The sequence below is a fragment of the Novosphingobium sp. G106 genome (assembly GCF_019075875.1).
Taxonomy (GTDB): Bacteria; Pseudomonadota; Alphaproteobacteria; order Sphingomonadales; family Sphingomonadaceae; genus Novosphingobium.
In genome coordinates, this window is record NZ_JAHOOZ010000001.1 from 4,108,287 (window position 1) to 4,131,967 (window position 23,681).

The 23,681-nt window shown below is 65.4% G+C and carries 26 protein-coding genes; 10 read left to right on the forward strand and 16 right to left on the reverse strand.

What is annotated here, in order from left to right; genetic code table 11:
- Window positions 1–320: 320 nt before the first annotated feature.
- The 4 genes from KRR38_RS19555 to panC form a co-directional block, all read right to left on the reverse strand.
- Window positions 321–1,766: a right-handed parallel beta-helix repeat-containing protein gene (locus tag KRR38_RS19555; protein WP_217404693.1), complete on the reverse strand. Its 1,446-nt coding sequence runs from the start codon at window positions 1,764–1,766 to the stop codon at window positions 321–323.
- A 109-nt stretch (window positions 1,767–1,875) separates the two neighbouring features.
- Complete coding sequence (locus KRR38_RS19560) at window positions 1,876–2,040, reverse strand: hypothetical protein (protein WP_217404695.1); 165 nt, start codon at window positions 2,038–2,040, stop codon at window positions 1,876–1,878.
- A 179-nt stretch (window positions 2,041–2,219) separates the two neighbouring features.
- Complete coding sequence (locus KRR38_RS19565; RefSeq protein ID WP_217404697.1) at window positions 2,220–3,002, reverse strand: CsgG/HfaB family protein; 783 nt, start codon at window positions 3,000–3,002, stop codon at window positions 2,220–2,222.
- A gap of 145 nt (window positions 3,003–3,147) precedes the next feature.
- The gene (panC, locus tag KRR38_RS19570; protein ID WP_217404699.1) at window positions 3,148–4,026 is read right to left on the reverse strand and encodes a pantoate--beta-alanine ligase; all 879 of its coding nucleotides are present in this window, start codon (window positions 4,024–4,026) and stop codon (window positions 3,148–3,150) included.
- A gap of 95 nt (window positions 4,027–4,121) precedes the next feature.
- On the opposite strand from panC, the gene KRR38_RS19575 reads away from it, so the two are divergent.
- From KRR38_RS19575 to pgmG, 3 genes are all read left to right on the forward strand, one after another.
- Window positions 4,122–4,946 carry a division plane positioning ATPase MipZ gene (locus tag KRR38_RS19575; RefSeq protein WP_217404701.1) on the forward strand — a complete coding sequence of 275 codons (825 nt, stop codon included), beginning with the start codon at window positions 4,122–4,124 and terminating at the stop codon, window positions 4,944–4,946.
- Window positions 4,947–4,956: 10 nt separating this feature from the next.
- Window positions 4,957–5,244, forward strand: coding sequence for a J domain-containing protein (locus tag KRR38_RS19580; protein ID WP_217404703.1), 288 nt, complete (start codon window positions 4,957–4,959; stop codon window positions 5,242–5,244).
- A 148-nt stretch (window positions 5,245–5,392) separates the two neighbouring features.
- Window positions 5,393–6,796, forward strand: coding sequence for a phosphoglucomutase/phosphomannomutase PgmG (gene pgmG / locus KRR38_RS19585; RefSeq protein ID WP_217404705.1), 1,404 nt, complete (start codon window positions 5,393–5,395; stop codon window positions 6,794–6,796).
- Between the two features lie 4 nt (window positions 6,797–6,800).
- Here the strand turns inward: pgmG and KRR38_RS19590 are convergent, their stop codons facing one another.
- Complete coding sequence (locus KRR38_RS19590; protein WP_217404707.1) at window positions 6,801–8,345, reverse strand: alkaline phosphatase; 1,545 nt, start codon at window positions 8,343–8,345, stop codon at window positions 6,801–6,803.
- A 91-nt stretch (window positions 8,346–8,436) separates the two neighbouring features.
- Window positions 8,437–9,387, reverse strand: coding sequence for a BON domain-containing protein (locus tag KRR38_RS19595; RefSeq protein ID WP_217404709.1), 951 nt, complete (start codon window positions 9,385–9,387; stop codon window positions 8,437–8,439).
- A gap of 202 nt (window positions 9,388–9,589) precedes the next feature.
- On the opposite strand from KRR38_RS19595, the gene KRR38_RS19600 reads away from it, so the two are divergent.
- A complete protein-coding gene (locus KRR38_RS19600) occupies window positions 9,590–12,058 on the forward strand; it encodes a ligase-associated DNA damage response DEXH box helicase (RefSeq protein ID WP_309141091.1) in 2,469 nt (822 codons plus the stop codon).
- 5 nt (window positions 12,059–12,063) lie between these two features.
- Here the strand turns inward: KRR38_RS19600 and KRR38_RS19605 are convergent, their stop codons facing one another.
- The 5 genes from KRR38_RS19605 to KRR38_RS19625 form a co-directional block, all read right to left on the reverse strand.
- Window positions 12,064–12,504, reverse strand: coding sequence for a biopolymer transporter ExbD (locus tag KRR38_RS19605; RefSeq protein WP_217404711.1), 441 nt, complete (start codon window positions 12,502–12,504; stop codon window positions 12,064–12,066).
- 182 nt (window positions 12,505–12,686) lie between these two features.
- Entirely contained in the window at window positions 12,687–13,136 is a 450-nt protein-coding gene (locus tag KRR38_RS19610) for a biopolymer transporter ExbD (RefSeq protein ID WP_217404713.1), read from the reverse strand.
- 34 nt (window positions 13,137–13,170) lie between these two features.
- A complete protein-coding gene (locus KRR38_RS19615) occupies window positions 13,171–13,701 on the reverse strand; it encodes a biopolymer transporter ExbD (protein WP_217404715.1) in 531 nt (176 codons plus the stop codon).
- 126 nt (window positions 13,702–13,827) lie between these two features.
- Entirely contained in the window at window positions 13,828–14,604 is a 777-nt protein-coding gene (locus tag KRR38_RS19620; RefSeq protein ID WP_217404717.1) for a MotA/TolQ/ExbB proton channel family protein, read from the reverse strand.
- A gap of 68 nt (window positions 14,605–14,672) precedes the next feature.
- Window positions 14,673–15,323 (reverse strand): energy transducer TonB, encoded by a 651-nt coding sequence (locus KRR38_RS19625; RefSeq protein WP_217404719.1) that lies wholly within the window; start codon window positions 15,321–15,323, stop codon window positions 14,673–14,675.
- 343 nt (window positions 15,324–15,666) lie between these two features.
- On the opposite strand from KRR38_RS19625, the gene KRR38_RS19630 reads away from it, so the two are divergent.
- From KRR38_RS19630 to KRR38_RS19650, 5 genes are all read left to right on the forward strand, one after another.
- Window positions 15,667–16,521, forward strand: a complete 855-nt coding sequence (locus tag KRR38_RS19630; protein WP_309141092.1) for a hypothetical protein — start codon at window positions 15,667–15,669, stop codon at window positions 16,519–16,521.
- 59 nt (window positions 16,522–16,580) lie between these two features.
- Window positions 16,581–17,900 (forward strand): homoserine dehydrogenase, encoded by a 1,320-nt coding sequence (locus KRR38_RS19635; protein ID WP_217404721.1) that lies wholly within the window; start codon window positions 16,581–16,583, stop codon window positions 17,898–17,900.
- A gap of 136 nt (window positions 17,901–18,036) precedes the next feature.
- The gene (glpX, locus tag KRR38_RS19640) at window positions 18,037–19,017 is read left to right on the forward strand and encodes a class II fructose-bisphosphatase (protein ID WP_217404723.1); all 981 of its coding nucleotides are present in this window, start codon (window positions 18,037–18,039) and stop codon (window positions 19,015–19,017) included.
- Window positions 19,018–19,133: 116 nt separating this feature from the next.
- Window positions 19,134–20,069: a ribose-phosphate pyrophosphokinase gene (locus tag KRR38_RS19645; RefSeq protein ID WP_217404725.1), complete on the forward strand. Its 936-nt coding sequence runs from the start codon at window positions 19,134–19,136 to the stop codon at window positions 20,067–20,069.
- Complete coding sequence (locus KRR38_RS19650) at window positions 20,069–20,851, forward strand: inositol monophosphatase family protein (RefSeq protein WP_217404727.1); 783 nt, start codon at window positions 20,069–20,071, stop codon at window positions 20,849–20,851. Before KRR38_RS19645 ends, KRR38_RS19650 begins: the two co-directional genes overlap by 1 nt.
- A gap of 4 nt (window positions 20,852–20,855) precedes the next feature.
- On the opposite strand, the gene KRR38_RS19655 is transcribed toward KRR38_RS19650, so the two are convergent.
- Both KRR38_RS19655 and KRR38_RS19660 read right to left on the reverse strand, forming a co-directional pair.
- Entirely contained in the window at window positions 20,856–21,443 is a 588-nt protein-coding gene (locus KRR38_RS19655) for a DUF805 domain-containing protein (protein ID WP_217404729.1), read from the reverse strand.
- Window positions 21,444–21,479: 36 nt separating this feature from the next.
- A complete protein-coding gene (locus KRR38_RS19660) occupies window positions 21,480–21,773 on the reverse strand; it encodes an antibiotic biosynthesis monooxygenase (RefSeq protein WP_217404731.1) in 294 nt (97 codons plus the stop codon).
- 62 nt (window positions 21,774–21,835) lie between these two features.
- On the opposite strand from KRR38_RS19660, the gene KRR38_RS19665 reads away from it, so the two are divergent.
- The gene (locus KRR38_RS19665; protein ID WP_217404733.1) at window positions 21,836–22,276 is read left to right on the forward strand and encodes a gamma-glutamylcyclotransferase; all 441 of its coding nucleotides are present in this window, start codon (window positions 21,836–21,838) and stop codon (window positions 22,274–22,276) included.
- 29 nt (window positions 22,277–22,305) lie between these two features.
- Here the strand turns inward: KRR38_RS19665 and KRR38_RS19670 are convergent, their stop codons facing one another.
- From KRR38_RS19670 to KRR38_RS19680, 3 genes are read right to left on the reverse strand one after another with little or no spacing between them, the layout of a single operon-like run.
- On the reverse strand, window positions 22,306–22,770 hold the full coding sequence (locus KRR38_RS19670; protein WP_217404735.1) for a GyrI-like domain-containing protein: 465 nt from the start codon (window positions 22,768–22,770) through the stop codon (window positions 22,306–22,308).
- A 12-nt stretch (window positions 22,771–22,782) separates the two neighbouring features.
- Entirely contained in the window at window positions 22,783–23,244 is a 462-nt protein-coding gene (locus KRR38_RS19675; RefSeq protein ID WP_217404737.1) for an SRPBCC domain-containing protein, read from the reverse strand.
- Window positions 23,241–23,579: a helix-turn-helix transcriptional regulator gene (locus KRR38_RS19680; RefSeq protein WP_217404739.1), complete on the reverse strand. Its 339-nt coding sequence runs from the start codon at window positions 23,577–23,579 to the stop codon at window positions 23,241–23,243. Before KRR38_RS19680 ends, KRR38_RS19675 begins: the two co-directional genes overlap by 4 nt.
- Window positions 23,580–23,681: the final 102 nt, after the last annotated feature.

Genomic DNA, 23,681 nt, shown 5'->3' on the forward strand with positions numbered 1-23,681 from the left:
AAATCAATCTGACGCAAAGAAGATCAAAACTCATGCGTATCCCGGTGGGCAAAGACCGGTGCGGTCGCTTTCAGGCGGATTTCGCACGGCAACATTTTATCCTTCGGCGACTGGCGTGAAAACCATCCCACCCCCGCGAAACGCCGGGACGTCACTAGCTGGAAGCGTGCTTGGAACGGTGTCGCAGCGCAAACTGATATCCTCAACCGGTCGGGCCGTGTCGCACAAACTCTAACGGGCTGCAACGTCTGGGTCGCTCCGTGATTCTGCTGATCCGGCGAGCGGACTGCCGCATAAGACCGTCGCACCGCCATAAGCGCTCATCGCCTGCCCTGCGCGTTCCCGCCGGCGCGGGCGGGGGAAACTGGAAGTGCCGTGATCGCGCCTGCCAATGTATAGTTGGCGAAAGTGGCATTGCTGACTGCATTGCCCTTGATGACGTTGTGGCCCGAAGTACCCTGTTCGATGATGCCATGCGACATTTTCGCGCTTCTATCGTCGATGGTGTTCCCCGCGACCCTGGATTCGACGGTGTTCAGGAGCCAGAGGCCGGCACCAAAGCCGGCGGCGTGTCGATTGGAACGCCGGATCGTGTTCCCGGAAATGGTGATGGCCCTGTTCCGGCCCGAGGGCGCAATGCAGGCGATGCCATGGACGCCGCTATCGCTGATCGTGTTTCCTGTGACCGATAAGTCCTCGACCTGATTGATCTCGATATTGCTCGCCGCCGAGCCCGTCGCGACATTGTTTGCCATACGGCCATGCCGCAGGTTCGCGACTTCAATATTGACGTAATTGCCCGACAGGACGTTCCCAAGGATGTTCAAATGCGATTGGACCGCGCCGCTTGGTGCATTGGCTACATAGATGCCGCCGCCCGACGAAAGCGGCAGGCCAGAATTTCGGATGCGGTTGCCGCGAATGGTCACGTTCGAAACGGTGCCGGTACTTCCAGAATAGGTCGTGATGCCCTTGCGATAGGCATTCTCGATAGTGACCCCGGACACCTCGATGTCCGACACGTTCGCGTTGTCGGTATTCGTGAAGATCATGATGCCGTGGTTGTTGGTCGCCGTGCCACCGCCAACCCCCAGGGCCCGGCCGCAATCGACCACTCGGCCGCCCCGGATCGCCGACCGCGTCAACTCCTCGAACAGAATTCCGCCCTGGGCCGTGTCGTGGACATAAACGTCTTCGATCACGTGGCCCGAACCGCCCGTCAGCCAGATTCCATAGTTCGCCCCTGCGTTGGTGGCATTCGCATCCACTTCCAGAGTGCGGATCGAGACGTTCGAGACCCCGGTACCACGTAGTAGCGCGCCAGCGATCCTGGCGCCCGCCTTCGCCTTGATGGCGGCGCCATTGCCAATGATCGTCAAGCCGGCGGGAAGGGTCAACTCAACGCTGACAAGATATGTCTTGCCCAATCGGAGGACGACGGGCGCACGCAAGGCAGCCGCCGCCGCGAAGGCATGGGCCAGCGCGGTGGCATCATCGGCAATCCCGTCGCCCACCGCACCGTATTGTGCGGGATCGATGGATGTTTGCTGGTGATCGACCTGAGCGACGGCAGCGGCACCCATATCGGGGATGAGCCCACCGACCAGCATCGCGCCCACCATTGCAATCGATGCAATGACGAAACGCAGAATGATCGAGCCAATCACAGGCTGCAACCGATAGGGACGGCGATGAGGTGCAACAAGGTATGCCAAATCCGTAATCTTAACCGCAGATTTGAAGGATATAGCACTTAAACCAGCCACTCTGGCGACGTTCTGTTAACCTGGGCGCTCCCGGATAGCCATGATCCGTGCGGAGCGCCCAACTCCGTCGGGACTTGCCCCGGATCAGCCAGTTTGACCGCGCGGCGAGTCAGTGCCCGCGGAAAAACCGCTCGAAGAAGCTTGGTTCTTCCATCGGCCGGAGCGGGCCGTGGATCCTGCGGCGGAGGCTGGGGTCGAGGTGCTGGCGCGGCTTCGACCAGCGGTCGGACAGGCTGCTGTGCGTGGTGTAGTTCGACATGGGCGTGTCCTCCATGGCAGGCACCCTCTCCCAGGTGCGCTAAAGTACCATCAACTCCGCGAAGGGAGAATACGTGGATGACCTGGGAGTTCCCCGGTCCGTATATTTCCCGAGCGCCGAGGGGCTCGTCGCCCCAAATGAAACGGGCGGACCTTTCGGCCCGCCCGTACTAAGCCAAATCGCTTGGCGCCGCGTCAGTTGGCGCGGGGTGCCGCCGCCGCGGCATTGTCTGGAAGGCCGCCGAGCTGGCTGACAAGCTTGGTATAGGCGTCGAGATAGGCGAGGACGATGACCTGGCCGATCTCGGTGTTCTGGTAGCCACCGCCGCCAGCGCCCGCGAAAGTTCCCCAGAAGCTGCCGCCACCACCGCCGCCGCCGAAGCTGACGTCGGACTTGCGCGCATAGCCCTCGGTCAGCGCGGTTTCCTCGGTGGTGCGGGCGTCTACGACAGAGAGCGTGACATTGGCTTCCTTCTTGTTGACGTTGATGCCGCCGGCGATGGCGCCGAAACCGCGGCCGAACAGGCCGCCGCCGATCGAGCCGAGCACGGCGCCAGCACCGCCGCCGCCCGAATTGCGGTTGGCGCTGACGATGTTGGGCTCGAGGAAGTAGTCGGCCGCGCGGACCTGGCCTCGCCCCAGGTTGGAACCGCGCTGCAATTCACCGTTATCGGCCATCGCACGCTCCATGGCGCGGCTCTGCATCGAGCGGCCACGGTTCACCAGGGTGAAGCAGCCCGATTGCTGGACGAAGACGCGCAGGATCGCCTCGGGACTGCCGAGGTTGTAGTCGCGCCACCACTGGTTGTCGGGCTCGACGATCGCGAGCGCGCCGAGGTTGCGCGTGCAATGCGGGATTTCCTGAGTCCCGCGGGTTTGCGCCTGGCGACCCGAAGACCCCTTGGTATCTGCGGCTGAAGCCGCCGATCCGGCCAAAGCGATAGCGAGTGCGGCCGCCCCACAGACGAATTTCTTCATCGATCCAACTCCTTCATACGCCCACGGCGCACGGGCACCCCGCCCGAAATCCTGTGATGTTATGATGAGCGCCCGTTAACCGCGTCATAACGCGCTTTGACCGGCGCGCAAATGACGAAAATATGCGGTCGACCAAGGGCTTGCGTCAGATGGAGACGCTGCCCTGAACGCGGCCGGGAACTGGCATGTTGTCGATGAGTCGCGCCTTGCCGATCCGCGCTGCTACCAGCAGCCGCGCACCGGCACTCTCGAGCTTTGCCACCGGCGCCAAAGTGTCGGGATCGCGCAGATCGGCATAGTCCACCGAGGCAAAGCCGCCGGCCAGCAGCTTGTGCCGGAGCTCGGCCAGCGTGGGCGCGGCATCCTCGCCTGCCGCCAAGGCGTCGATGGCCTCGCGCATGGCTTGGGGGAGCGCTGCCGCCTTGGCGCGCTCCTCGGGCGTGAGATAGGCGTTGCGGGAACTCATCGCGAGGCCGTCCGCCTCGCGTACCGTGGCGATTCCGTAAATGGTATCGACATGGGGGCGGACGAGATCGAGGTCGCGCGCCATGCGGCGGATCACGGCGAGCTGCTGCCAGTCCTTCTCGCCGAAGAAGGCCACGTCCGGGCGGACCTGGTTGAACAGCTTGACCACCACGGTCGCCACCCCGTCGAAATGGCCGGGCCGGGCGGCGCCGTCGAGCCCTTCGCTGACGCCCGAGACCGAAACGTTGGTGGCATAGCCGTCGGGGTACATGACCTTCACCGTCGGCGCCCAGACGAGCGAGACGCCCTCGCCCGCCAGCATATCGACGTCGCGCGCGAGCTGGCGCGGATAGGCGTCGAGATCCTCGCCCGCACCGAACTGGCGCGGATTGACGAAGATCGACACGGCGACGTGCCGGGCCACCCGCCTGGCCTCGCGCACCAGCGTGAGATGGCCGTCATGCAGGGCGCCCATGGTGGGTACCAACGCCAGCGGCCCGTCCACGCGCAGAGCCTCGACAGCACGGCGCAGTGGATCAAGCTGGTGGACGGTTTGCATGGACTAGCCCCCTCAGTTAAGACCCTACGGACCGGCTCGCTCGCCAGGGCCGCCGGGCGATAGCAGCAACACTTTCAGAAAGCGAACATCGTTCCGTGGCTCCATCCAACGCTCCACACCGTATCGTTTTCGCCAATGAGAAGGGTGGCACCGGCAAGTCGACGACCGCGGTCCACGTCGCCGTCGCCCTGGCTTACCAGGGCGCAAAAGTCGCGGCGATCGATCTCGATCCGCGCCAGCGCACGCTGCACCGCTATCTCGAGAACCGCGCCGAGACCCAGCGCCGCCGCGACGTCGCGCTGCCGACCGCACGCTTCGACGTGTTCAAGGGGGAGAGCGTCGAGGAGCTCGAAGCGCTGAGCGCCGAGGTCGGCGAGGGCATGGATTTCCTGCTGTTCGACACGCCCGGCCGCGACGACGCCTTCGCCCGCCATGTCGCCACCACCGCCGACACGCTCGTGACGCCGCTCAACGACAGCTTCGTCGACTTCGACCTGATCGGCCAGGTCGATGCCGAGACCTTCAAGGTTCGCCGCCTGTCGTTCTATGCCGAGCTGATCTGGGAAGCGCGCAAGAAGCGCGCGATGTCGACAATCCGCGAACAGAAGCGCGAGATGGACTGGGTCGTCGTGCGCAACCGCACCGGCTTCACCGAGGCGCGCAACATGCGCCGTATCGACCAGGCGCTGACCGAGCTGTCGAAGCGCGTCGGCTTCCGCGTCACCAGCGGCCTCAGCGAGCGCGTGATCTACCGCGAACTTTTCCCCTCGGGCCTGACGCTGCTCGACAAGGGCCATCTGGGTGAGCTCGGTACCAGCCACCTCGTGGCGCGCCAGGAAGTGCGCCAGCTGATCGCCGGGCTCAATCTGCCGTTGCCGGGCAAGCCGCAGCGCGAACTGGCACTGGCCGCAGGAGCCTGACGACCGGTCGATGTCGAGGATTGTCCTCTACCTCGTGCTGGCCTCGCTGGCCTGCAAGCTGATCCTGGGGAAATGGCCCTGGGACTACCTGCGACCGACGCCGACGCGCCAGCAGGCCGTGTTCCGCGCCCGCAAGCTGCTGGGCGTCGAGGCAGGCGCCTCGCGGCAGGACATCATCGAAGCCCATCGCCGGCTACTCGTCCTCGTCCACCCCGACAAGGGCGGCACCAATGGCCAGGTCCACGAGGCGAACAGTGCCCGCGACCTGCTGCTCGACGAGCTTCCCTACGAAAGCTGATCGCAGGTTATCGGCGGGGAACCGGCCTACAGGCAGCGCGTTGACCGGGTGAAGGGGCGGACCGGGACGACACCATCGACACGGACGCCACTTTGCGCGCAGAAGCCCCTCCGGGGCGCGCCGCCATGCCATCCGTTATGGAGCGACAATGAACCACCAGTTCCACCCGACCGTCCTGCGCGAATACGACATTCGCGGCATCATCGGCAAAACGCTGAGCGTCGAGGACGCGCGTGCGCTCGGCCGCAGCTTCGCCACGCGGCTGCGCCGCGCCGGCGGCCAGAAGGTGGTCGTGGGTTATGACGGCCGGGTCAGTTCCCCGATCCTCGAGGACGCGCTGATCGAAGGACTGACCGGCAGCGGCGCCGACGTCGTACGGGTCGGCCTGGGGCCGACACCGATGCTCTATTACGCCGAGGCATCATTTGAAGACGTGGATGGCGGCATCCAGATAACCGGCAGCCACAACCCCGCCAACTACAACGGCTTCAAGATGATGTTTCAAGGCCGTCCATTTTTCGGCGAGGACATCGTCGAACTCGGCCGCATGGCCGCGGCGGGCGACTGGATGCACGGGCTGGGCACGTGCGAACGCCGCGAGGTGCAAAGCGCCTATGTCGACCGGCTGCTGCAGGGACTGGACGGTATCGACCGCGACTGGCTCGCTTCGCTGCGGATCGGCTGGGATGCCGGCAACGGCGCCAGCGGTCCTGCACTCGAAGAATTGACGGCCAAACTGCCGGGTGAACACCACCTGCTCTACACCGAAGTCGACGGACGCTTTCCCAACCATCACCCCGATCCTACCGAGGAGAAGAATCTCGCCGATCTGAAAGCGCTCGTCGCCGAGAAGAAGCTCGATTTCGGCGTGGCTTTCGATGGCGACGGCGATCGGATCGGCGCCGTCGACGGCACGGGCCGGGTGATCTGGGGCGACCAGCTGCTGGCGATCTATGCCGAGGACGTCCTGCGCGACGAGCCCGGAGCCACGATTATCGCCGACGTGAAGGCCAGCCGCGCGCTGTTCGAGCGGATCGCCGAACTGGGCGGCAAGCCGCTGATGTGGAAGACCGGGCACAGCCTGATTAAGTCCAAAATGAAGGAAACCAATGCTCCGCTAGCCGGCGAGATGAGCGGGCACATCTTCTTCGCGCACCAGTATTACGGCTTCGACGATGCGCTCTACGGGGCGATCCGCCTGATCGCGGCCTCGGCGCACCAGGGCAAGTCGGTGACCGAGCTGCGCGGCGCAATGCCCGCGCTGATCAATACGCCCGAGTTGCGCTTCCAGGTCGACGAGAGCCGCAAGTTCACGGTGATCGACGAGGTCAAGGAGCGCCTGGCCGCCTCAGGCGCGGATGTCGATGCGACCGACGGCGTTCGCGTCAGCACGCCCGACGGCTGGTGGCTGCTGCGGGCGTCGAATACCCAGGACGTACTGGTTGCCCGTGCCGAGAGTGGCGACCAGCCCGGACTCGATCGGCTGCTCGCACAGGTCGATGCGCAGCTTGCAGCCTCGGGACTGAAGCGCGGACCGCAGGCGGAGCACTGAGCGCCTAGCGCCGCTCCGCCTCCAGCACCTTGCTCCACTGCACGCGGCCGGCGATGTCGCGGATCGACAGCGTCAGCGCGTGGCTCTGCGGGTCGATCTCGCCCATGCCGAAGAACTGCAGCCCCGCGCGCGGGCTGATGTCGGGCAGCGGCTCGGGGACGCCGGTATAGACGACTTCGGGGCCGAAAGTAGGGTCGGGTGGATTGAGGCTCAGGCTGAACGTACCGGCATTGATCGGGCCGGCGACGATCTCCCAGAACGGCAGGAAGTCGCGAAAGGCGGCGCGGTCGGGATGGTAGTGCACCGCAGCCGGGAAATGCACGTCGGCGCTGAGCCAGACGGTATTGGCGATGTTCTGGGCGCGGATGAAGGAGAGCAGGTCCGCTAGCTGGCCTTCACGTCCGCCGGGAGCACCGGGCAGACCATTGGCCATTGCCTCGATCCCGCCCGGTGGAACGTCGGGCATCAGGTCCTTGACCGTCAGCGACAGCGGCATTTCGCACCCGATCACCTTCCACACCGCGCGCGAGCGTGCGAGGCCCTGCTTGAGCCAGGCGATCTGGCGCTCGCCGTAAAGCCCGGCACCCGGCTTCGGCGAGGCCGCCTCGGCATTGCCGCCACGATAGCTGCGGGCATCGAGCAGGAAGACTTCGAGCAGCGGCCCCATGGCGAAGCTGCGCTCGACGCCGCTCACACCGGGCAGAAGCCGCATTGGATTGAATTCGACCATCGCCTGCCGGGCATGCGCGGCCAGTTCGCGGATCGGCGGACCGCTCTGCACCGCCTTGTCCGGGAACCAGTTGTTGCGCACCTCGTGGTCGTCCCACTGCGCCAGCATGGGCACTTCGGCGAGGAAGGCGCGCTTGTTCCGGTCGAGCAGGTTGTAAGCGAAATTGCCGCGGAAGTCGTCGAGCGTCTCGGCCGTGCGGGCCTTGGCCGGCGTGACGAGGTTCCGCCAGGTGCCGCCGTCGGCCAGTTTCACCTCTTCTTTCAGCGGATTGTCGGCGTAGATCTGGTCGCCCAGATGGATGAAGAAATCAGGCCGGACCTGCCGCATCGCCTCGTAGAGCCGGTAGCCGCCGAGCTCGGGATTGATGCCGAAACCCTGCCCGGCTTCGTCGCCCGAAAAGGTGAAGCGCACCGGCCGCGGCTTGAGATCGGGCAGGCGCAGCCGTGCCTCGCTCCAGGCGCTGGTAAGCCGGGCATTGTCGGGGTCCTGAAAGGCGACGCGGTAGTGTATCTCCCCGCCGGGCGGCAGGCCGGTCAGGTCGAGCTTGGCGGCCAGGCCGCTGTCCACCGTCGCCAACGGACCGATGCGCCGCTCGACCTTGCGGAAGCCGGCATCGCGCGACCATTCGACCACCATGCGTGCAGGCCGATCAGCTGCGCCCCAGATCATCGCGCGATCGGTCAGCACGTCGCCGCTCATCGGCCCGTAGGGCATCGTCGGCCGCGCGCTTTCGGCGCCGATCAGCGCCGGTGCTCGCGCCCCGACCAGAGCCGTGCCCGAGACCGCCAATCCGCCTGCCAGAACATCGCGCCGCCGCATGACTGCTCCTTACCTCGCGCCTGCGACGCTTCCATGGCATACAAAAAGGCGCCCCCCCAAGGAAGCGCCTTCCCGTTTCGATTCAATGCAATCAGACCTTGGTCGCCTGCTTGCTCGGATCGCTGCCGGCCGAGCTTATCGTGCCGCCCTCGGCGGTCGAACTGGCGCTCGTGGCATAGTTGCCGGTATAGGCCGTGCCGCTGGCCGAAGCGGTCTGGACGCGCAGATTGTTCTGTACGTGTTTCACGCCCGATATATCATCGACCACATCCTCGGCCCGGCGCTTGGCCTCGCGGCTGGCGACGGTGCCGTTCAGCGTCACTTCGCCATCCTTGACGCTGACGGTGACATTGCTGGCATCGACGCGCCAGTCGTCGGTCAGCTTGTCGTTGGCGTCGTCGCGAATGCGCTCGTCGGAACGGACATAGTCCTTCGGTCCATGCCCCCGGTGATCCTGTTCGCGGCGGCGCGCGGCGTCGTCATCACCGAACCAGGAAGCGACTTCGTCGCTCGCCCGGTCCCAGAAGCCGCGGCGCCCATCATCACGGTCGTAGCCATGTTGGCGATAGTCGGCGCCGTAGTGCTGGCTGCCGCCGTAGAAGGAACTCGGCACCTGCGGTGCGCCGACCGCCCAGCTGCCCTGCGACCCGGTGAAATAGCTCGAATCGCCGGTGCCGCCATAGGTTCCCTGGTAGGGATGGCCCGAGCGAAGTTCGCGGTCACGCTCATGCCAATGGACCTGCGGTCGATCCTGGCGATCGCGGCCGGCGCCGTAGGTGCGCTGCTCGGGCGAGGTCTCGTCACGGCCATAGCTGTTTCTGCCGCCATAATTGTCGTCGCGATAGGCTCGGCCATAGCCGAAGTCCTGGTTGCGGCGATTGGCTTCGTCGCGGTCGTCGCTGAAGCGATCGCTGTCGCTCTGCGAGCCATAGGATTGACCCTGAGCCTCTCTCCGATAGCGTTCTTCGGCGCGGCGCCAGCGATCACGGCGGTCTTCATCATCGTTGCGGCGACTGAAGCTGTCTCGATGGTTCTCGTACATAGTGGGTCCTCTCGATTTGAAAGCCGCGACCGCGGTTCCCGAGCCTCGCGTGCGCTTCCTTCTGGAGAACACGGCTGGCCGGACCTCCGTTCCGCGTTTCGTCGCAACCGGCGACCGCATGGAACGGGCTGATTTCAGGCAAACATTTCTGCCTCGTGTCCCGCCTATCGACAGGCGACATCGCCTTCCCCATCTTCTTTGCGTGAGCGTCCAAACCGCCCTGCCGCCCGAGATCGCCGCCTGGTTCGAGGGCCGCGGCTGGCGCGTGCGGCGGCATCAGAGCGAAATGCTCGAAGCCTCCGATGCCGGGCAGCATGCCCTGCTCGTGGCGGATACCGGCGCGGGCAAGACACTTGCCGGGTTTCTGCCCACGCTCGCCGATTTCGCGCCCTCGCGCCTGGCAGATGCGCCCGTGCCGGACGGCCTGCACACACTCTACGTCTCGCCGCTCAAGGCCCTCGCGCATGACGTGCAGCGCAACCTCATGGCGCCGATCGAGGAAATCGGCCTGCCGATCCGCGTCGAGACGCGCAGCGGCGATACCCCGTCCGACCGCAAGGCCCGCCAGCGCGCACGGCCGCCGCATGTGCTGCTGACCACGCCTGAATCGCTGTCGTTGCTGCTGTCCTATCCCGAGGCCGGGCAGCTCTTTTCGACGCTGAAGCGCGTGGTGATCGACGAGGTCCACGCCTTCGCGACGGGCAAACGCGGCGACCTGCTGGCGCTGTGCCTCGCGCGGCTCCAGACGATCGCGCCCGACATGCGCCGCGCGGCGCTGTCTGCAACTGTCGCGGACCCCGACGAGTACCGCGCCTGGCTCGCGCCCTGGGGCGAAATCGACCTTGTGACGCAGGTCGAGGGTGAACCTGGAGCCGAGCCGGAGGTTTCGATCCTGCTCCCGCTGGAAGAGCGCGTGCCCTGGAGCGGCCATGCTGCCGCCTGGGCCATCCCGCAGCTCTACGAGCAGATCAAGGCGCACCGGACGACCTTGGTCTTCACCAACACGCGCTTCCTCGCCGAGTACCTGTTCCAGCTTCTCTGGGACGCCAACGAGGACAAGCTGCCGGTCGGCATCCACCACGGCTCGCTGTCCAAGGAGGCGCGGCGCAAGGTGGAAGGCGCGATGGCGCGTGGCGAGCTCCGCGCGCTGGTCTGTACGGCAAGCCTCGATCTCGGCGTCGACTGGGGCGACATCGACCTCGTCGTGCAGATGGGCGCGCCGAAGGGCTCGTCGCGCCTGCTGCAGCGGATCGGGCGCGCCAACCACCGGCTCGACCAGCCGAGCAAGGCGCTGCTGGTGCCGGGCAACCGCTTCGAATTCCTCGAGGCCATGGCCGCCGCCGATGCGGTCCATGAAGGCCAGCGCGATGGCGAGGACTTCCGGCCCGGCGGGCTCGACGTACTGGCGCAGCACGTCATGGGCTGCGCCTGCGCCGGGCCGTTCCGCGAGGACGAGCTACTCGCCGAGATACGCAGCTCGCTGGCCTATGCCTGGGTCGATGCGGAACGTTTCGCGCGCGTGCTCGATTTCGTCGCCACCGGCGGCTACGCGCTGCGCGCCTACGACCGTTTCCGCCGCATCGTCCGCGACAAGGATGGCGTCTGGCGACTGACGCACCCCGAGCGGGCGCATCGCCACCGGATGAACGCGGGGATCATCGTCGATGCCGAGATGCTCGACGTGCGCTTCAAGAACGGCAAGTCGCTTGGCCGGGTAGAGGAGAACTTCGGTGCCAGCCTGAAGCCCGGCGACACCTTCCGATTCGCCGGCATGGACCTCGAGGTCGAGGCGATCCGCGATCTCGAGCTGATCGTGCGGGCAGCGAAGAAATCGGCGACGATCCCGAGCTACATGGGTGCGCGGATGCCGCTGACCACGCATATGGGCGAGCGCGTGCGCGCGATGCTCGCCGACCGCGCCGGCTGGGGCCGCTTTCCCGACGACGTGCGCGAATGGTTGGAAGTCCAGGACTGGCGCTCCCACCTGCCCGCGCCGGGGCGGCTGCTGGTCGAGAGCTTCCCGCACCAGAAGCTCGAATACACGACCTACTATACCTTCGAGGGCTGGAACGCGAACCAGTCGCTCGGCATGCTGATCACGCGGCGGATGGAGGATCGCGGGCTGGGGCCGCTGGGCTTCGTCGCCAACGACTATGCGCTGGCGGTCTGGGGGCTGAAACCGGTCGACGATCCTGCAGCCCTGCTCTCGCCCGATATCCTGACCCACGAATTCGTCGACTGGGTTCAACAAAGTTACCTGCTGCGCCGTGCCTTCCGCGAGGTTGCCGTGATCTCGGGCCTCGTCGAACGGCAGCACCCGGGCAAGAAGAAGACCGGGCGGCAGGTCACCTTCTCGACCGACCTGATCTACGACGTGCTGCGCAAGTACGAGCCCGACCACCTGTTGATCGAAGCCGCCTGGGCCGATGCGCGCGCACGGATGACCGACGTCGCGCGCGTCGCCGACGTGCTCGACCGCGCTGCGCGCGAGGTCGACCATGTCCGGCTCGAACGGATCAGCCCGCTATCGGTGCCGGTGCTATCGATGATCGGGCGCGAAAGCCTGCCTGCGGGCATGGCCGACGACATGCTGCTCGAGGAGGCAGAGGGCCTGGCCGCGGCGGCGATGCGGCCAGATCCGGTCGAAGAGGAACGCGAGGAAACCGGGTAGGGCCGCTATTCGGAGGGCTTACCGAATTCGGCGAATCGCTCATTACCGACAAAACCGAACTTGGTGACGCCGGAGCGCTTGATGTCGCGCGTAACGCGCGCGGCCAGATCGTAGCTCGCTTGTGCATCCGGTTGGTACTGGAGCTCGGGTTCGACCGGCCGCTGCCGCGATTGCATTAGCAATGTAGTAAGTTGCGTTTCACTGACGGCCCTACCGTTCCACATGATCTGGTCAGCAGCCGTTACCTCGAGCCGATTGACTACGGGATCGATGGGCCGATCGATTACAGGCGCACCGGCGCTGACGTTAAACTCGGTAGAGTTAGTCGCGACGGGTATTGTGATGATGAACATGATCAGGAGCACGAGCATCACGTCGATCAGCGGCGTCGTATTCATTTCCATCATCGGCTGGCCGCTTCCGGGCCGCGCGCTTGCAATCGTCATCGCCAACTCTCCTTTCGACAACACCTTCCCAAATTCTTTTCTCGAGTGAGACAGGTGTATCAGAGGCCCGAGTTCGCGAGAAGCGGATTAAAGGCAGCGCTACCGCGTCATTTGCGCGCACTGGACAAACGAAAAGGGGCGGATCGCTCCGCCCCTTCCATATCCGACCGGTAGCGTGGCGCTTACTTGGCGCCGGCCGCCTTGTCGAATTCCGAGAACTGCTCGTTGCCGACGAAGCCGAACTTGGTGACCTTTGAGCCCTTGATGATGTTGAGCACCTTGGCCGAGAGGTCGTAGCTGGCATCCTGGTCGGGCTGGAACTGCAGTTCCGGCTCGACCGGCATCGCGAGGGTAGCCTTGAGATCCCTGACGAGTTCGCTGCCGGTCTGCGGCGTCCCGTTCCACAGAATCAGCCCCTCGCGCGTCAGCGTGAGCTTGTTGATCGTCGGCTTGATCAGATTCGGCGGCGGCGGGGTGTTGTTTGGTACCGGCAGATCGATGTCGGTCGAGTGCGTCGCGACCGGAATGGTGATGATGAACATGATGAGGAGCACGAGCATGACGTCGATCAACGGCGTCGTGTTCATTTCCATCATCGGACTGCCATCGTCCTTGCCGCCTGACATTGCCATGGCAAATTACTCCTGAGTTACGTGCCGGCGCCGATTAGGCTTTCGGATCGACGGGATTCGAGATGAAGCCGACCGTCGGATAGCCGGAAATCTGGACGTTGTAGATGGCACCGGCGATGCAGCGCCACGGGGCGTTTACGTCGCCGCGGATGTGCACCTGAGGCACCTTGTCCGGTTCGCGCATCATCGCTTCGGGACCGCCCGCGCGCTTGACGATCGCGTCGAGCCGCTTGAACGCCTGGTCGCGGAGCTCTTCCGAGTTCACCGGCGTGATGTTGTTGAAATAGACGCGGCACTGGCCATAGCGCGAAGCGCCTTCGAAGCCGGGCTGACCCGCACTGCGACCACCGGAGTCGGTCGTGGTGACCGTCAGCAGCAGGTTCTCGACCTTGTCCTTCGATTCCTGCGAAACGACGATCGGGATCTTCAGCTTTTCGATGGTCTGGATCGCGACGGGAACCGCGATGAGGAAGATGATCAGCAGCACCAGCATCACGTCGACGAGCGGCGTGGTGTTGATGTCGGACATCGGGGTCTCTTGCCCGCCGCCTACTGAAACCGCCATAGTATCGTCCTATCCTTGCATTCTCGGTCCGGGAGAGGGCGACGGGCCCGCATGCAGCTGCCCGTCGCAATTCATTCCCGGCTGGCGGCGGAATTCACCGCCGCCGTTATCGCGCGCCGTTTGCGCTTAGGGCTTGGTCGGCGCAGCGGCCGGCTTCGCAGCCACCGGAGCAGGCTTGCCCGGAGCGGCGGTCAGGAACGCGGGCTTGACCGCACCGCCCGAGGCGATGTTGGCCAGAACGTCGGTCGAGAAGCCGGTGAGGGTTTCGCCGATCCGCTTGTTGCGCGACTGCAGGTAGTTGTAGGCGAGCACCGCGGGAACCGCGACGAGCAGGCCGAGCGCGGTCATGATCAGAGCTTCACCGACCGGACCCGCGACCTTGTCGATCGAGGCCGAACCGGCGATGCCGATGTTGATCAGCGCGCGATAGATGCCGACGACGGTACCGAACAGACCGATGAACGGCGAGGTCGCACCGACGGTGGCGAGGAAGGGGAGGCCCGCGGCGAGACGAGCGTTGATCGAGGCTTCCGAACGAGCCAGCGAACCGTGCAGCCAGTCGTGCGCTTCGGTCGAGTCCTTGAGCTTCAGGGCGTCTTCTTCGGCCAGGAGGCCGTCATCGACGATCTGGCGCCAGGCGCTGTTCTTGTCGAGCTTGGAAGCGCCGTCCTTGAGTGTCGGGGCTTTCCAGAAGCTGGCGCGCAGGTCACGGCCCTGACGCATGATCTTCGACTGTTCGACCCACTTGGTGAACAGGATGTAGAACGAGCCGAACGACATGATGCCGAGAATGGTCACCGTCGCATAGGCGATGAAACCGCCCTGCTGAAGCGCTTCGGCAAAGCCGAACTTGTTCTGCGGCGCGGCCTGGGCGGCCGGAGCAAGAAGGTCAATGAGTTGCATGCGGTTAGTCCTCTCAAGAATGGAAACAATCGGCCGGCAGCGCGCGGCATGCCGGCACAGTCAGGAAATCAGTCTTTCGGGATGACCCACCGGACCCGGTTCGAATAGGATCCAGAGGTCGGGTTGCCTTCACCATCGGTCGCCGGAGTGAAGCGGGCACGGCGGCGAACGTTGTCGCAGGTCGCCGCATCGAGATCGGCATGGCCGCTCGACGAGGTGATCGAACAATCGGTCACCCGGCCATCGGGACCCACCGTGACGCGGAAGCTGGTAGTGCCTTCGCGTTCTTCACGCAGCGCGCGCGACGGATAGTCGTTCGTCGTTGCCCAGTTCCCGGGATTGCCCTTCGGCTGAGCGCCCTTGGGCGTGAAGCGCGGCGGCGGCGGTGCGGCAGGAGCCGGCGGCAGCACGACCATCGGCGGCGGTGCGGGCGGCGGCTCGGACACGGTGGTCACCATCGGCGGCGGAGCAAGGTTCACCTTCGGCGGAGGCGCCACGATGGGCGGCGGAGGCAAATCCTTCTTCGGCGGCGGTGGTGGCGGTTCTTCCTTTTTGACTTCTTCCTTGATGTCGACCGTCGTCACCTTCTGGATGACCTTCTTGGCCGCTTCGTAGGCCAGACCCGTAACGAGCGCATAACCAACCAGGACGTGAATAAGGGCAACGATGATCAACGCGGTAACGCGATTACCGCTCATCTTTTGGTCAGCGTAAGCCATTCCGACGCATCACTCCATAACAATGCCCCGGGGGAAGCCCGAGGCGAACATGGGGCAAGCTTGAGGCCCGCTCCCATGCGAGTTTCTTAAAATTACAACCCGACGGACGTCCACTTCCCCCTCTCGGGGCATCGGCGCCCGAACAGGCGAAGGCAGGGCCTTTTTTTGTTTTAGCCCGGATTTCAGGCCCGCTTTAGCTCCGTTGCCAAACCCGTGCAACGCCTTATGCGCACGTCCAGAAGTTAACATCAGATTCAGACCCGTTAAAGCTGACTGTCGAAGTGGGGAGCCCTATGGCGGCCCCTAGAGCCCTCGAAAATACGACAAATTGCGGAGTTCCATCGTGATCCACCCGACCAAGCGCTTCGTTCGAATGCCCGGCACCATGATGGTGGCGGTGATTCTCCTGAATTTGTCAACTCCCACTTTATCGGCGGAGGTGTCCCCCGGTGCGACCTACGCCGACCTTGCAGATATGTCCGATTCGGCGCGATTGGTTCTGCGGGCTCAGGTCCGCAAGATGGCTCCGGTCGAGCCGGCGCGCGCACGGGGCGTTCGGGCGGGTTGGACGCGCTATTATATAGAGGCGCGGACCGAGGCGCTGATCCGAGGCGACGCGCCGCTCGGCCAGTCGCTGCGCTACCTCGTCGACATGCCGCCGGACGAGCGCGGCAAGGCGCCGAAGCTCAAGAAGAGATCAGTGCTGCTCTTCGCGACCAGCGCCAAGGGTCCTGCCGGCGATCTGCAACTCGTCGCCCCGGACGCGCAGGTTCTGTGGGATGCCGACGCGGAGGCGCGGACGCGTGCGATCCTCGCCGCGCTCGTCGCGCCCGACGCACCGCGCAAAGTGACCGGCGTGCGCGAGGCGATCTATGTGCCCGGCAATCTCGCCGGCGAAGGCGAAACGCAGTTCTTCCTCGATACCGCCGACCATTCGGCCGCCTCGATCACGGTCCGCCACCAGGCCGGCGCTCCGACGACCTGGGGCGTCTCCTTCTCGGAAGTCGCCGCACCGGCGGACAGCGCGCCCGCGCGCGATACGCTGACCTGGTACCGGCTCGCCTGTTTCCTGCCCAACAGCCTGCCGCGCGGGGTCAACCTGTCCGAAGACGCCTCCAGCCGCGGCCAGGCCGAAGCCGACTACCGCATGGTGCTGGGCGAGCTCGGCCCGTGCCAGCGGAACCGGGCTGCCTCCTAGCACTGCCTCTGGCGTTTTGGCCGGCTCTCGCCTAGGGCGCGCACCCGAAAGGGGGCATCATGGCCGCACCGCTTAGAATCGCACTGGCAGGACTCGGAACCGTCGGCGGAGGCGTCATCCGACTGATCGAGACCAACGGTCCGCTGATCGAGCGCCGTGCGGGCCGGCCGCTCGTCATCACCGCCGTCAGCGCGCGCGATCGCAACAAGGATCGCGGCGTCGACATCTCCCGCTACGGCTGGGAAGACGACATGACCGCCATGGCCGCGCGCGACGACGTCGACGCAGTGGTCGAGCTGGTCGGCGGCGCCGACGGCCCGGCGCTGACCCTGGCGCGCAATGCCATCGCCCATGGCAAGTCGCTCGTCACCGCCAACAAGGCGATGATCGCGCACCACGGGCTCGAACTGGCCGAGCTGACCGAGAAGGCGCGCGTCGCGCTGAAATTCGAAGCCGCGGTGGCCGGCGGCGTGCCGGTAATCAAAGGCCTGCGCGAAGGCGCGGCGGCCAACAACATCGACCGCCTCTATGGCATCCTCAACGGCACCTGCAATTTTATCCTCTCGACGATGGAGGACACAGGCCGCGATTTCGCCGACGTGCTCGGCGAGGCGCAGGCCAAGGGCTATGCCGAAGCCGATCCCAGCTTCGACGTCGAAGGCACCGACGCCGCGCACAAGCTGGCGATCCTGTCGGCGATCGCTTTCGGCACCCGGATCGACTTCGCCTCGGTCGACACGGCAGGGATCACGCGCATCCAGGCGGCGGACATCGCCCAGGCCGATGCGCTGGGCTATGTCATCCGGCTGATCGGGCTGGCCGAAGTCGATAGCGAAGGCGGCCAGCGGCGTCTGTTCCAGCGCGTCCAGCCGCACCTCGTGCCCTTCGATCATCCGTTGGCCCATGTCGACGGCGCGACCAATGCGGTCGTCGCCGAGGGCAATTTCTCGGGCCGGCTGCTGTTTCAGGGCGCGGGTGCGGGCGACGGACCGACCGCGAGCGCAGTGGTTGCCGACCTGATCGACATCGCCCGCGGCGATCTCGGCGGCGAAGCGGGCGCGCCTTTCTCGATCCAGGTCTCGGAAATGGAGACGATGGCGCCGGCCCCTTCGGGCCACCGGCTAGGCCGCGCCTATATCCGCTTTATGGTTGCCGACCGGCCCGGCGTTCTGGCCGAGATCACGGCCGCGATGCGCGATGCCGGCGTCTCGATCGAAAGCCTGATCCAGAAAGGACGCGCGGAGGAAGGTGGCAACGTCCTGGTTGCAATGGTCACGCACGAGGGTCCCGAAGCGCGGGTCGCCGAGGCGCTGCGCCTGCTCGATGGATCCGATGCGCTGGCCGAAGCGCCATTGGTGATGCAGCTGCTGGGCGAGTGACACTGGCAGTGGTGCGGTAATAATCCAGGGCTAGGGGAGCGCGACAGCGCTCCATCTCGACAAGAGTCGCGGCGCTGGCTAAGCGGCGAGCCAAATCCGTTGCGCGCCGCATCACTTGAGAGGATCAGCCAGTCCCATGACCGCCACCCCTGCCAGCCATGTGCTCGACCGCGTTCTCGTTCTCGAAATGGTGCGTGTCACCGAAGCCGCGGCGATCTCTGCCTCCAAGCTGATCGGCCGCGGCGACGAGAAGGCTGCTGACGCGGCGGCCGTCGAAGCGATGCGCGCGGCGCTTAACGAGCTCTACATGGACGGCACCGTCGTCATCGGCGAGGGCGAGCGCGACGAGGCGCCGATGCTGTTCATCGGCGAGAAGGTCGGCGCGGCGCAGGGCAAGGGCCCCAAGATCGACATCGCGCTCGATCCGCTCGAAGGCACGACGATCTGCGCCAAGGCCGGTCCGAACTCGCTGGCCGTGCTCGCGGTGGCCGAAGAAGGCAACCTGCTCAACGCGCCCGACGTCTACATGGACAAGCTGGCGGTCGGCCCCGGCTATCCCGAAGGCATCATCGATCTCGCCAAGACGCCGACCGAGAACGTCAAGGCCGTCGCCGCGGCCAAGGGCGTGCAGCCCAATGAAATCATCGTCTGCGTGCTCGACCGTCCGCGCCACGCCGAGCTGATCGCCGAGCTGCGCGGTCTAGGCTGCGGCGTCGTCCTGATCGGCGACGGCGACGTCGCCGGCGTGATCGCGGTGACCAACGAGGACACCACGATCGACCTCTACATGGGTTCGGGCGGCGCCCCCGAGGGCGTGCTCGCCGCCGCGGCGCTGCGCTGCGTCGGCGGCCAGTTCAACGGCCGCCTGCTGTTCCGCAACGACGACGAACGCGCCCGCGCGCGCAAGTGGGGCATCGAGGACCTCAACAAGATCTACAAGCTCGAGGAACTCGCCAAGGGCGACTGCATCTTCGCCGCAACCGGCGTGACCGACGGCTCGCTGCTCCAGGGCGTCAAGCGCCTCAAGGGCGGCCGCATCACGACCGAGAGCGTCGTCATGCGCGCTTCGTCGGGCACCGTCCGCTGGGTCAAGGGTGACCGCCGCAAGGCGCAGTGATCCACCGGGTAATCCACGCTGCTGCATTTGCGAAATATTGCATTCCCGCGACTCTGGGTTAGAGCCGGGCCGCTTGTAGAGGCCCTCGAATCGAGCGGGCGGGAAAGGCAGACGCAATGAAGATCATGGCCGGCAACAGCAACCTGCCGCTCGCAAGGGCGATCGGGGGCTATCTCGAGCAGCCGCTGACCGATGCCAGCGTGCGCCGTTTCGCCGACGAGGAAGTCTTCGTCGAGATCCACGAGAATGTCCGCGGCGAGGACGTCTTCGTCGTCCAGTCGACCAGTTTCCCGGCCAACGACAATCTGATGGAACTGCTGATCTGCATCGATGCGCTGCGCCGCGCATCGGCCAAGCGGATCACGGCGGTGGTCCCCTACTTCGGCTATGCCCGGCAGGATCGTAAGTCGGGGTCGCGCACGCCGATCTCGGCCAAGCTGGTGGCGAACCTGATTACCGAGGCTGGTGCCGACCGCGTGCTCTCGGTCGATCTCCACGCCGGGCAGATCCAGGGCTTCTTCGATATCCCGACAGACAACCTCTACGCGGCGCCAGTCATGGCTGCCGACATCCAGGCGCGGTACGGCGACCAGTCGCTGATGGTCGTCTCGCCCGACGTCGGCGGCGTAGTCCGCGCCCGGGCGCTCGCCAAGCGGCTCGATAACGCGCCGCTCGCCATCGTCGACAAGCGCCGCGACAAGCCCGGCCAGTCCGAAGTCATGAACATCATCGGCGACGTGAAGGGCCGCGCCTGCATCCTGATCGACGACATCATCGATTCGGGCGGCACGCTGTGCAACGCGGCCCAGGCGCTGATGGATGCCGGCGCTTCCAGCGTGACCGCCTATATCACCCACGGCGTGCTTTCGGGCGGCGCGGTGGCGCGGGTCAACGGCTCGGCGCTCAAGGAACTGGTCATCACCGATTCGATCCTGCCGACCGATGCCGCCAAGGAATCGGACCGCATCCGCATCCTCACCATCGCCCCGCTGCTGGGCGAAGCGATCCGCCGCACGGCCGACGAAAGCTCCGTCTCCAGTCTGTTCGACTGATGAACCTCGACGCCGACATCGCTCTGGCTCTGCGGCTTGCCGATGCGGCGGGCGAGGCGATCCGTCCGCATTTCCGCAGCGGCGTCGAATCGGAGCGCAAGGGCGATGCCAGCCCGGTGACGATCGCCGACCGCGCCGCCGAAGAGGCGATGCGACGCATCCTCAAGGCGGAAGTGCCGCGAGATACCGTGATCGGCGAGGAATTCGGCGCCACTGCCGGTAGCTCGGGCCGTTCCTGGGTGCTCGATCCGATCGACGGGACCTGTTCGTTCCTCGTCGGCCGGCCGATCTTCGGCACGCTGATCGCGCTGGTGGTCGAAGGCTGGCCCGTGCTGGGCGTGATCGACCAGCCGATCCTCGGCGAACGCTGGGTCGGCTCCACCGGACGGCCGACCACCTTCAACGGCCAGCTGGCCCGCACCCGCGCCTGCCGGGAACTCGGCGATGCGACGCTCGCCACCACCGGCCCTCACTACTTCGACGATCACGACGGCGCCCATTTCATGGGCCTCGCCGCCAAGACCGACCACAAACGGATGGTCATGGGCGGCGACTGCTACAACTACGCGCTGCTCGCCTCAGGGCATATCGACGTGGTGTGCGAGGCCGGACTCAAGCTGCACGACTGGGCGGCCCTGGTGCCGGTGGTCGAAGGCGCCGGCGGCACGATGTGCGACTGGAACGGCGATCCGCTACACGCGGGATCGACCGGCCATGTCCTCGCGCTAGGCGATCCCGCGCGGCTTGAGGACGTGGTCGCGGCGATCGCCTGCGACCACTGAGGGCTCAGAGAGGCGGCGGACCGTAGGGGTTGTCACCGAGCGTGCCTTTTCGCGCCAGCAGATAGATCACTCCAACCAGACACGCGATATAGACCGCGTTGTTAGCGAAGGTCAGAAAGAAGCGGCCGAGTTCAGGCTCTTTGCCGGCCCGTATGCCGGCGAACATATCGTTCATCAGCCAGAAGCCGGATGACAGAAAGAAAACCGGGATCAAACCGATCCAGCCGGGCACATTGCTATCGTGCAGACGCCGCGCCGCCGCAGATGCGATAAGCACGACGACTACCAGGGCCCCGACCATGACAAGGCCCAGAAAGGGCTGCATGTCGGGCATCAGTTCCGGATGATTCCCGTGAACCTGAATCGAATAGTGGCCCGGCCCCTGCTCGACGGTAACCTCATCCGGATGGGTCTGTGCAAACTCCTGCATGCGGCCGATCGCGCTTCCGATCATCGTCACGCCATAAAACAGCCAGCTGGCCACCGTGGCGCCGATTACTATGCCGGCATAGGGCCAGAATTGGTCCTGGCGGTCACGACCGGAGAAGTTGAAAAGATTGGCCAGGCAATGCCTGATCGACGCGAGCAGCATTCGAACCCCCGTTTGCCCCGTGATTTCCCTTGACGATCAGCCCGCCAGGCGATCCCAGTCCGCCATCTGCAGTGGCCCACCCATGACTGCCATGATTCGGCCCATGACGTCCTTCGGCAGCTGCGATCCCGCGGCCTTGCGCGATTCCTCGCCGTCCCAGAATTCGAGGAACAGGAACTTCTGCGCTTCCTTGCGATCCTGCAACACCATCGCGCCCTGCGACCCGGCGATGCCCTTCACCGCTTCCGCGAGGTCTCCAAGGGCAGCTCCGAGCGCATCCTCGCTGCCCTCGCGCGCGATCATCTGATAGCTGTGCACCAAAGCCGTCATCTTGCCTCTCCGTTCCGTTCGATGGGGACTTAGATGGCAGAGCGGCGGAATACAGGAAAGCGATGCATTTCTTCTTCTATGGCACGCTGATCGCGGGCAGCGGCAATCCGGTGGCCGCCGCCGCCCATGCGCTGCTGCGCGACCTGGGTACGGTAACCGCGCGCGGCGCGCTCTATGCCGTTAGCGACGCCGAGGGCTGGTATCCCGTGCTGCTTTCAGGTGCCGGCCCGGTCCACGGCCGACTCTATGAAGCGGCACCGGGTTTCGGCGAGTCCGATCTCGCTGCGCTCGACGCCTACGAAGATTTCGATCCCGCCGACCCGGGCGGCTCGCTCTATGTCCGCTCAACGATCGTCGTCAGCGACGGCGATGGCGCCTTCCACCAGGCCCAAGCCTACAGCTTCAACCGCCCGCTGCCGCCGGGCGCCCAGGCCATACCCGACGGCGACTTTCGAGCCTGGATCGCGCGAGAAGGGCTCAAACCCTACGGGACGGCATCGTAACCGACCGCGGCGTTGACGGGATCGTCCTGTCAATAGAGCAAAGGCCGGTTCAGTTCGGTGCGCCATTGAGCGGCGTCCGGCGTCGATTGCGGACCGACCGAATACAGTTCCCAAAGGCTGGGGGCGCCCTTGTGGCCGTTTGCGTCCATCCAGGCGATGAAAGCGTCCCAGGCCTCGGGCAGTCCCTCGTAGGGACCGGTATAGATCGCGCGTGCGACCCGCCCGGCCGGAAGTTCGCCAGGCAAGACACGGCCGGCCGGCGTCACAGGCGAGGAAACCTTGATGCCTAGTTCGAAGTCGAAGACGTCCGACGGCAGCTTTACGTGATGTGCGAATATGGCGCCGATCGGTTCGACACCCTGAGCGCCGAGGGTCGTCAGCAGCTCGCCGACGGCAGGACCGAAGACGTTGGGCATATCGCTGCTCGGAATTGTCAGGCGAATCACCGCGGCCTGCTCGGCGGCGGTCTCGACTATCTGATGTTCGCTCAGCATATTCGATCCTTTCTAAATCATCGTCTCGAGCCGCTGGAAGCTGGCTTCCATGCCATGCTCCATGCCGCTCGCCAGCATGGCCGCACGCGTCTCGGCATCGGGCAGGCTCATGCGCATGGTCATCAGCGTGCCGGCACCGTCGGGCTCGAAGGTCGTTTCGATGCGATTTTCGGGCGTCGGGTCGGGCAGGTGCATGCGCTCGACGTGGACGATGCGGCTGAACGGGGTAAGCTCGAGAAATTCGCCGGTGGTATGGAAGCCACCCGCGCCATTGCTCCATTCGTAACGGAAGCTGCCGCCTGGCCGAGCATCGCAAAGGCATACGGGCATGGTCCAGCCGTCCGGGCCGAGCATCCAGCGCTGGATCAGTGCCGGCTCGACATGGGCCCGATAGACCGCCTCCGCCGGTGCGGCGAATCGGCGGGCGACAATCACGCGCGTATCGCCTTCGGTCTCGATCGTCAGTCCAGTCATGCTGGTTCCTTTCCTTCATTGGGGTTCATCGCGGCCAGCACCTGGTCGAGCCGGTCGTAGTTGGCGGCCAGCGCCTTGCGCAGCATTGCCAGCCACTCGTCGATCGCGGCGATGCCCGCAGGCGCCAGCGCGCAGGGGCGTTTCGTCCCCTCGACACGACGCCGGATCAGGCCCGCGCCTTCGAGCACCTTGAGATGGCGGGAGATCGCGGGCTGGCTCATCGCGAAAGGCGCCGCCAGTTCCATCACCGTCGTCTCGCCAAGCGCCAGCCGTGCGAGAATCGCCCGGCGCGTCGGATCGGCGAGTGCGGAGAAGGAGGCATCGAGGTTGGGCATCGGGTGATTCTCTTTGTATAGCCATTGTGTTATATAACATACATGCTATGGTCAAGCGTGCAATCTGCGAAGCCCCGCTTGCACTGCGCGCTTGCCTTCCGG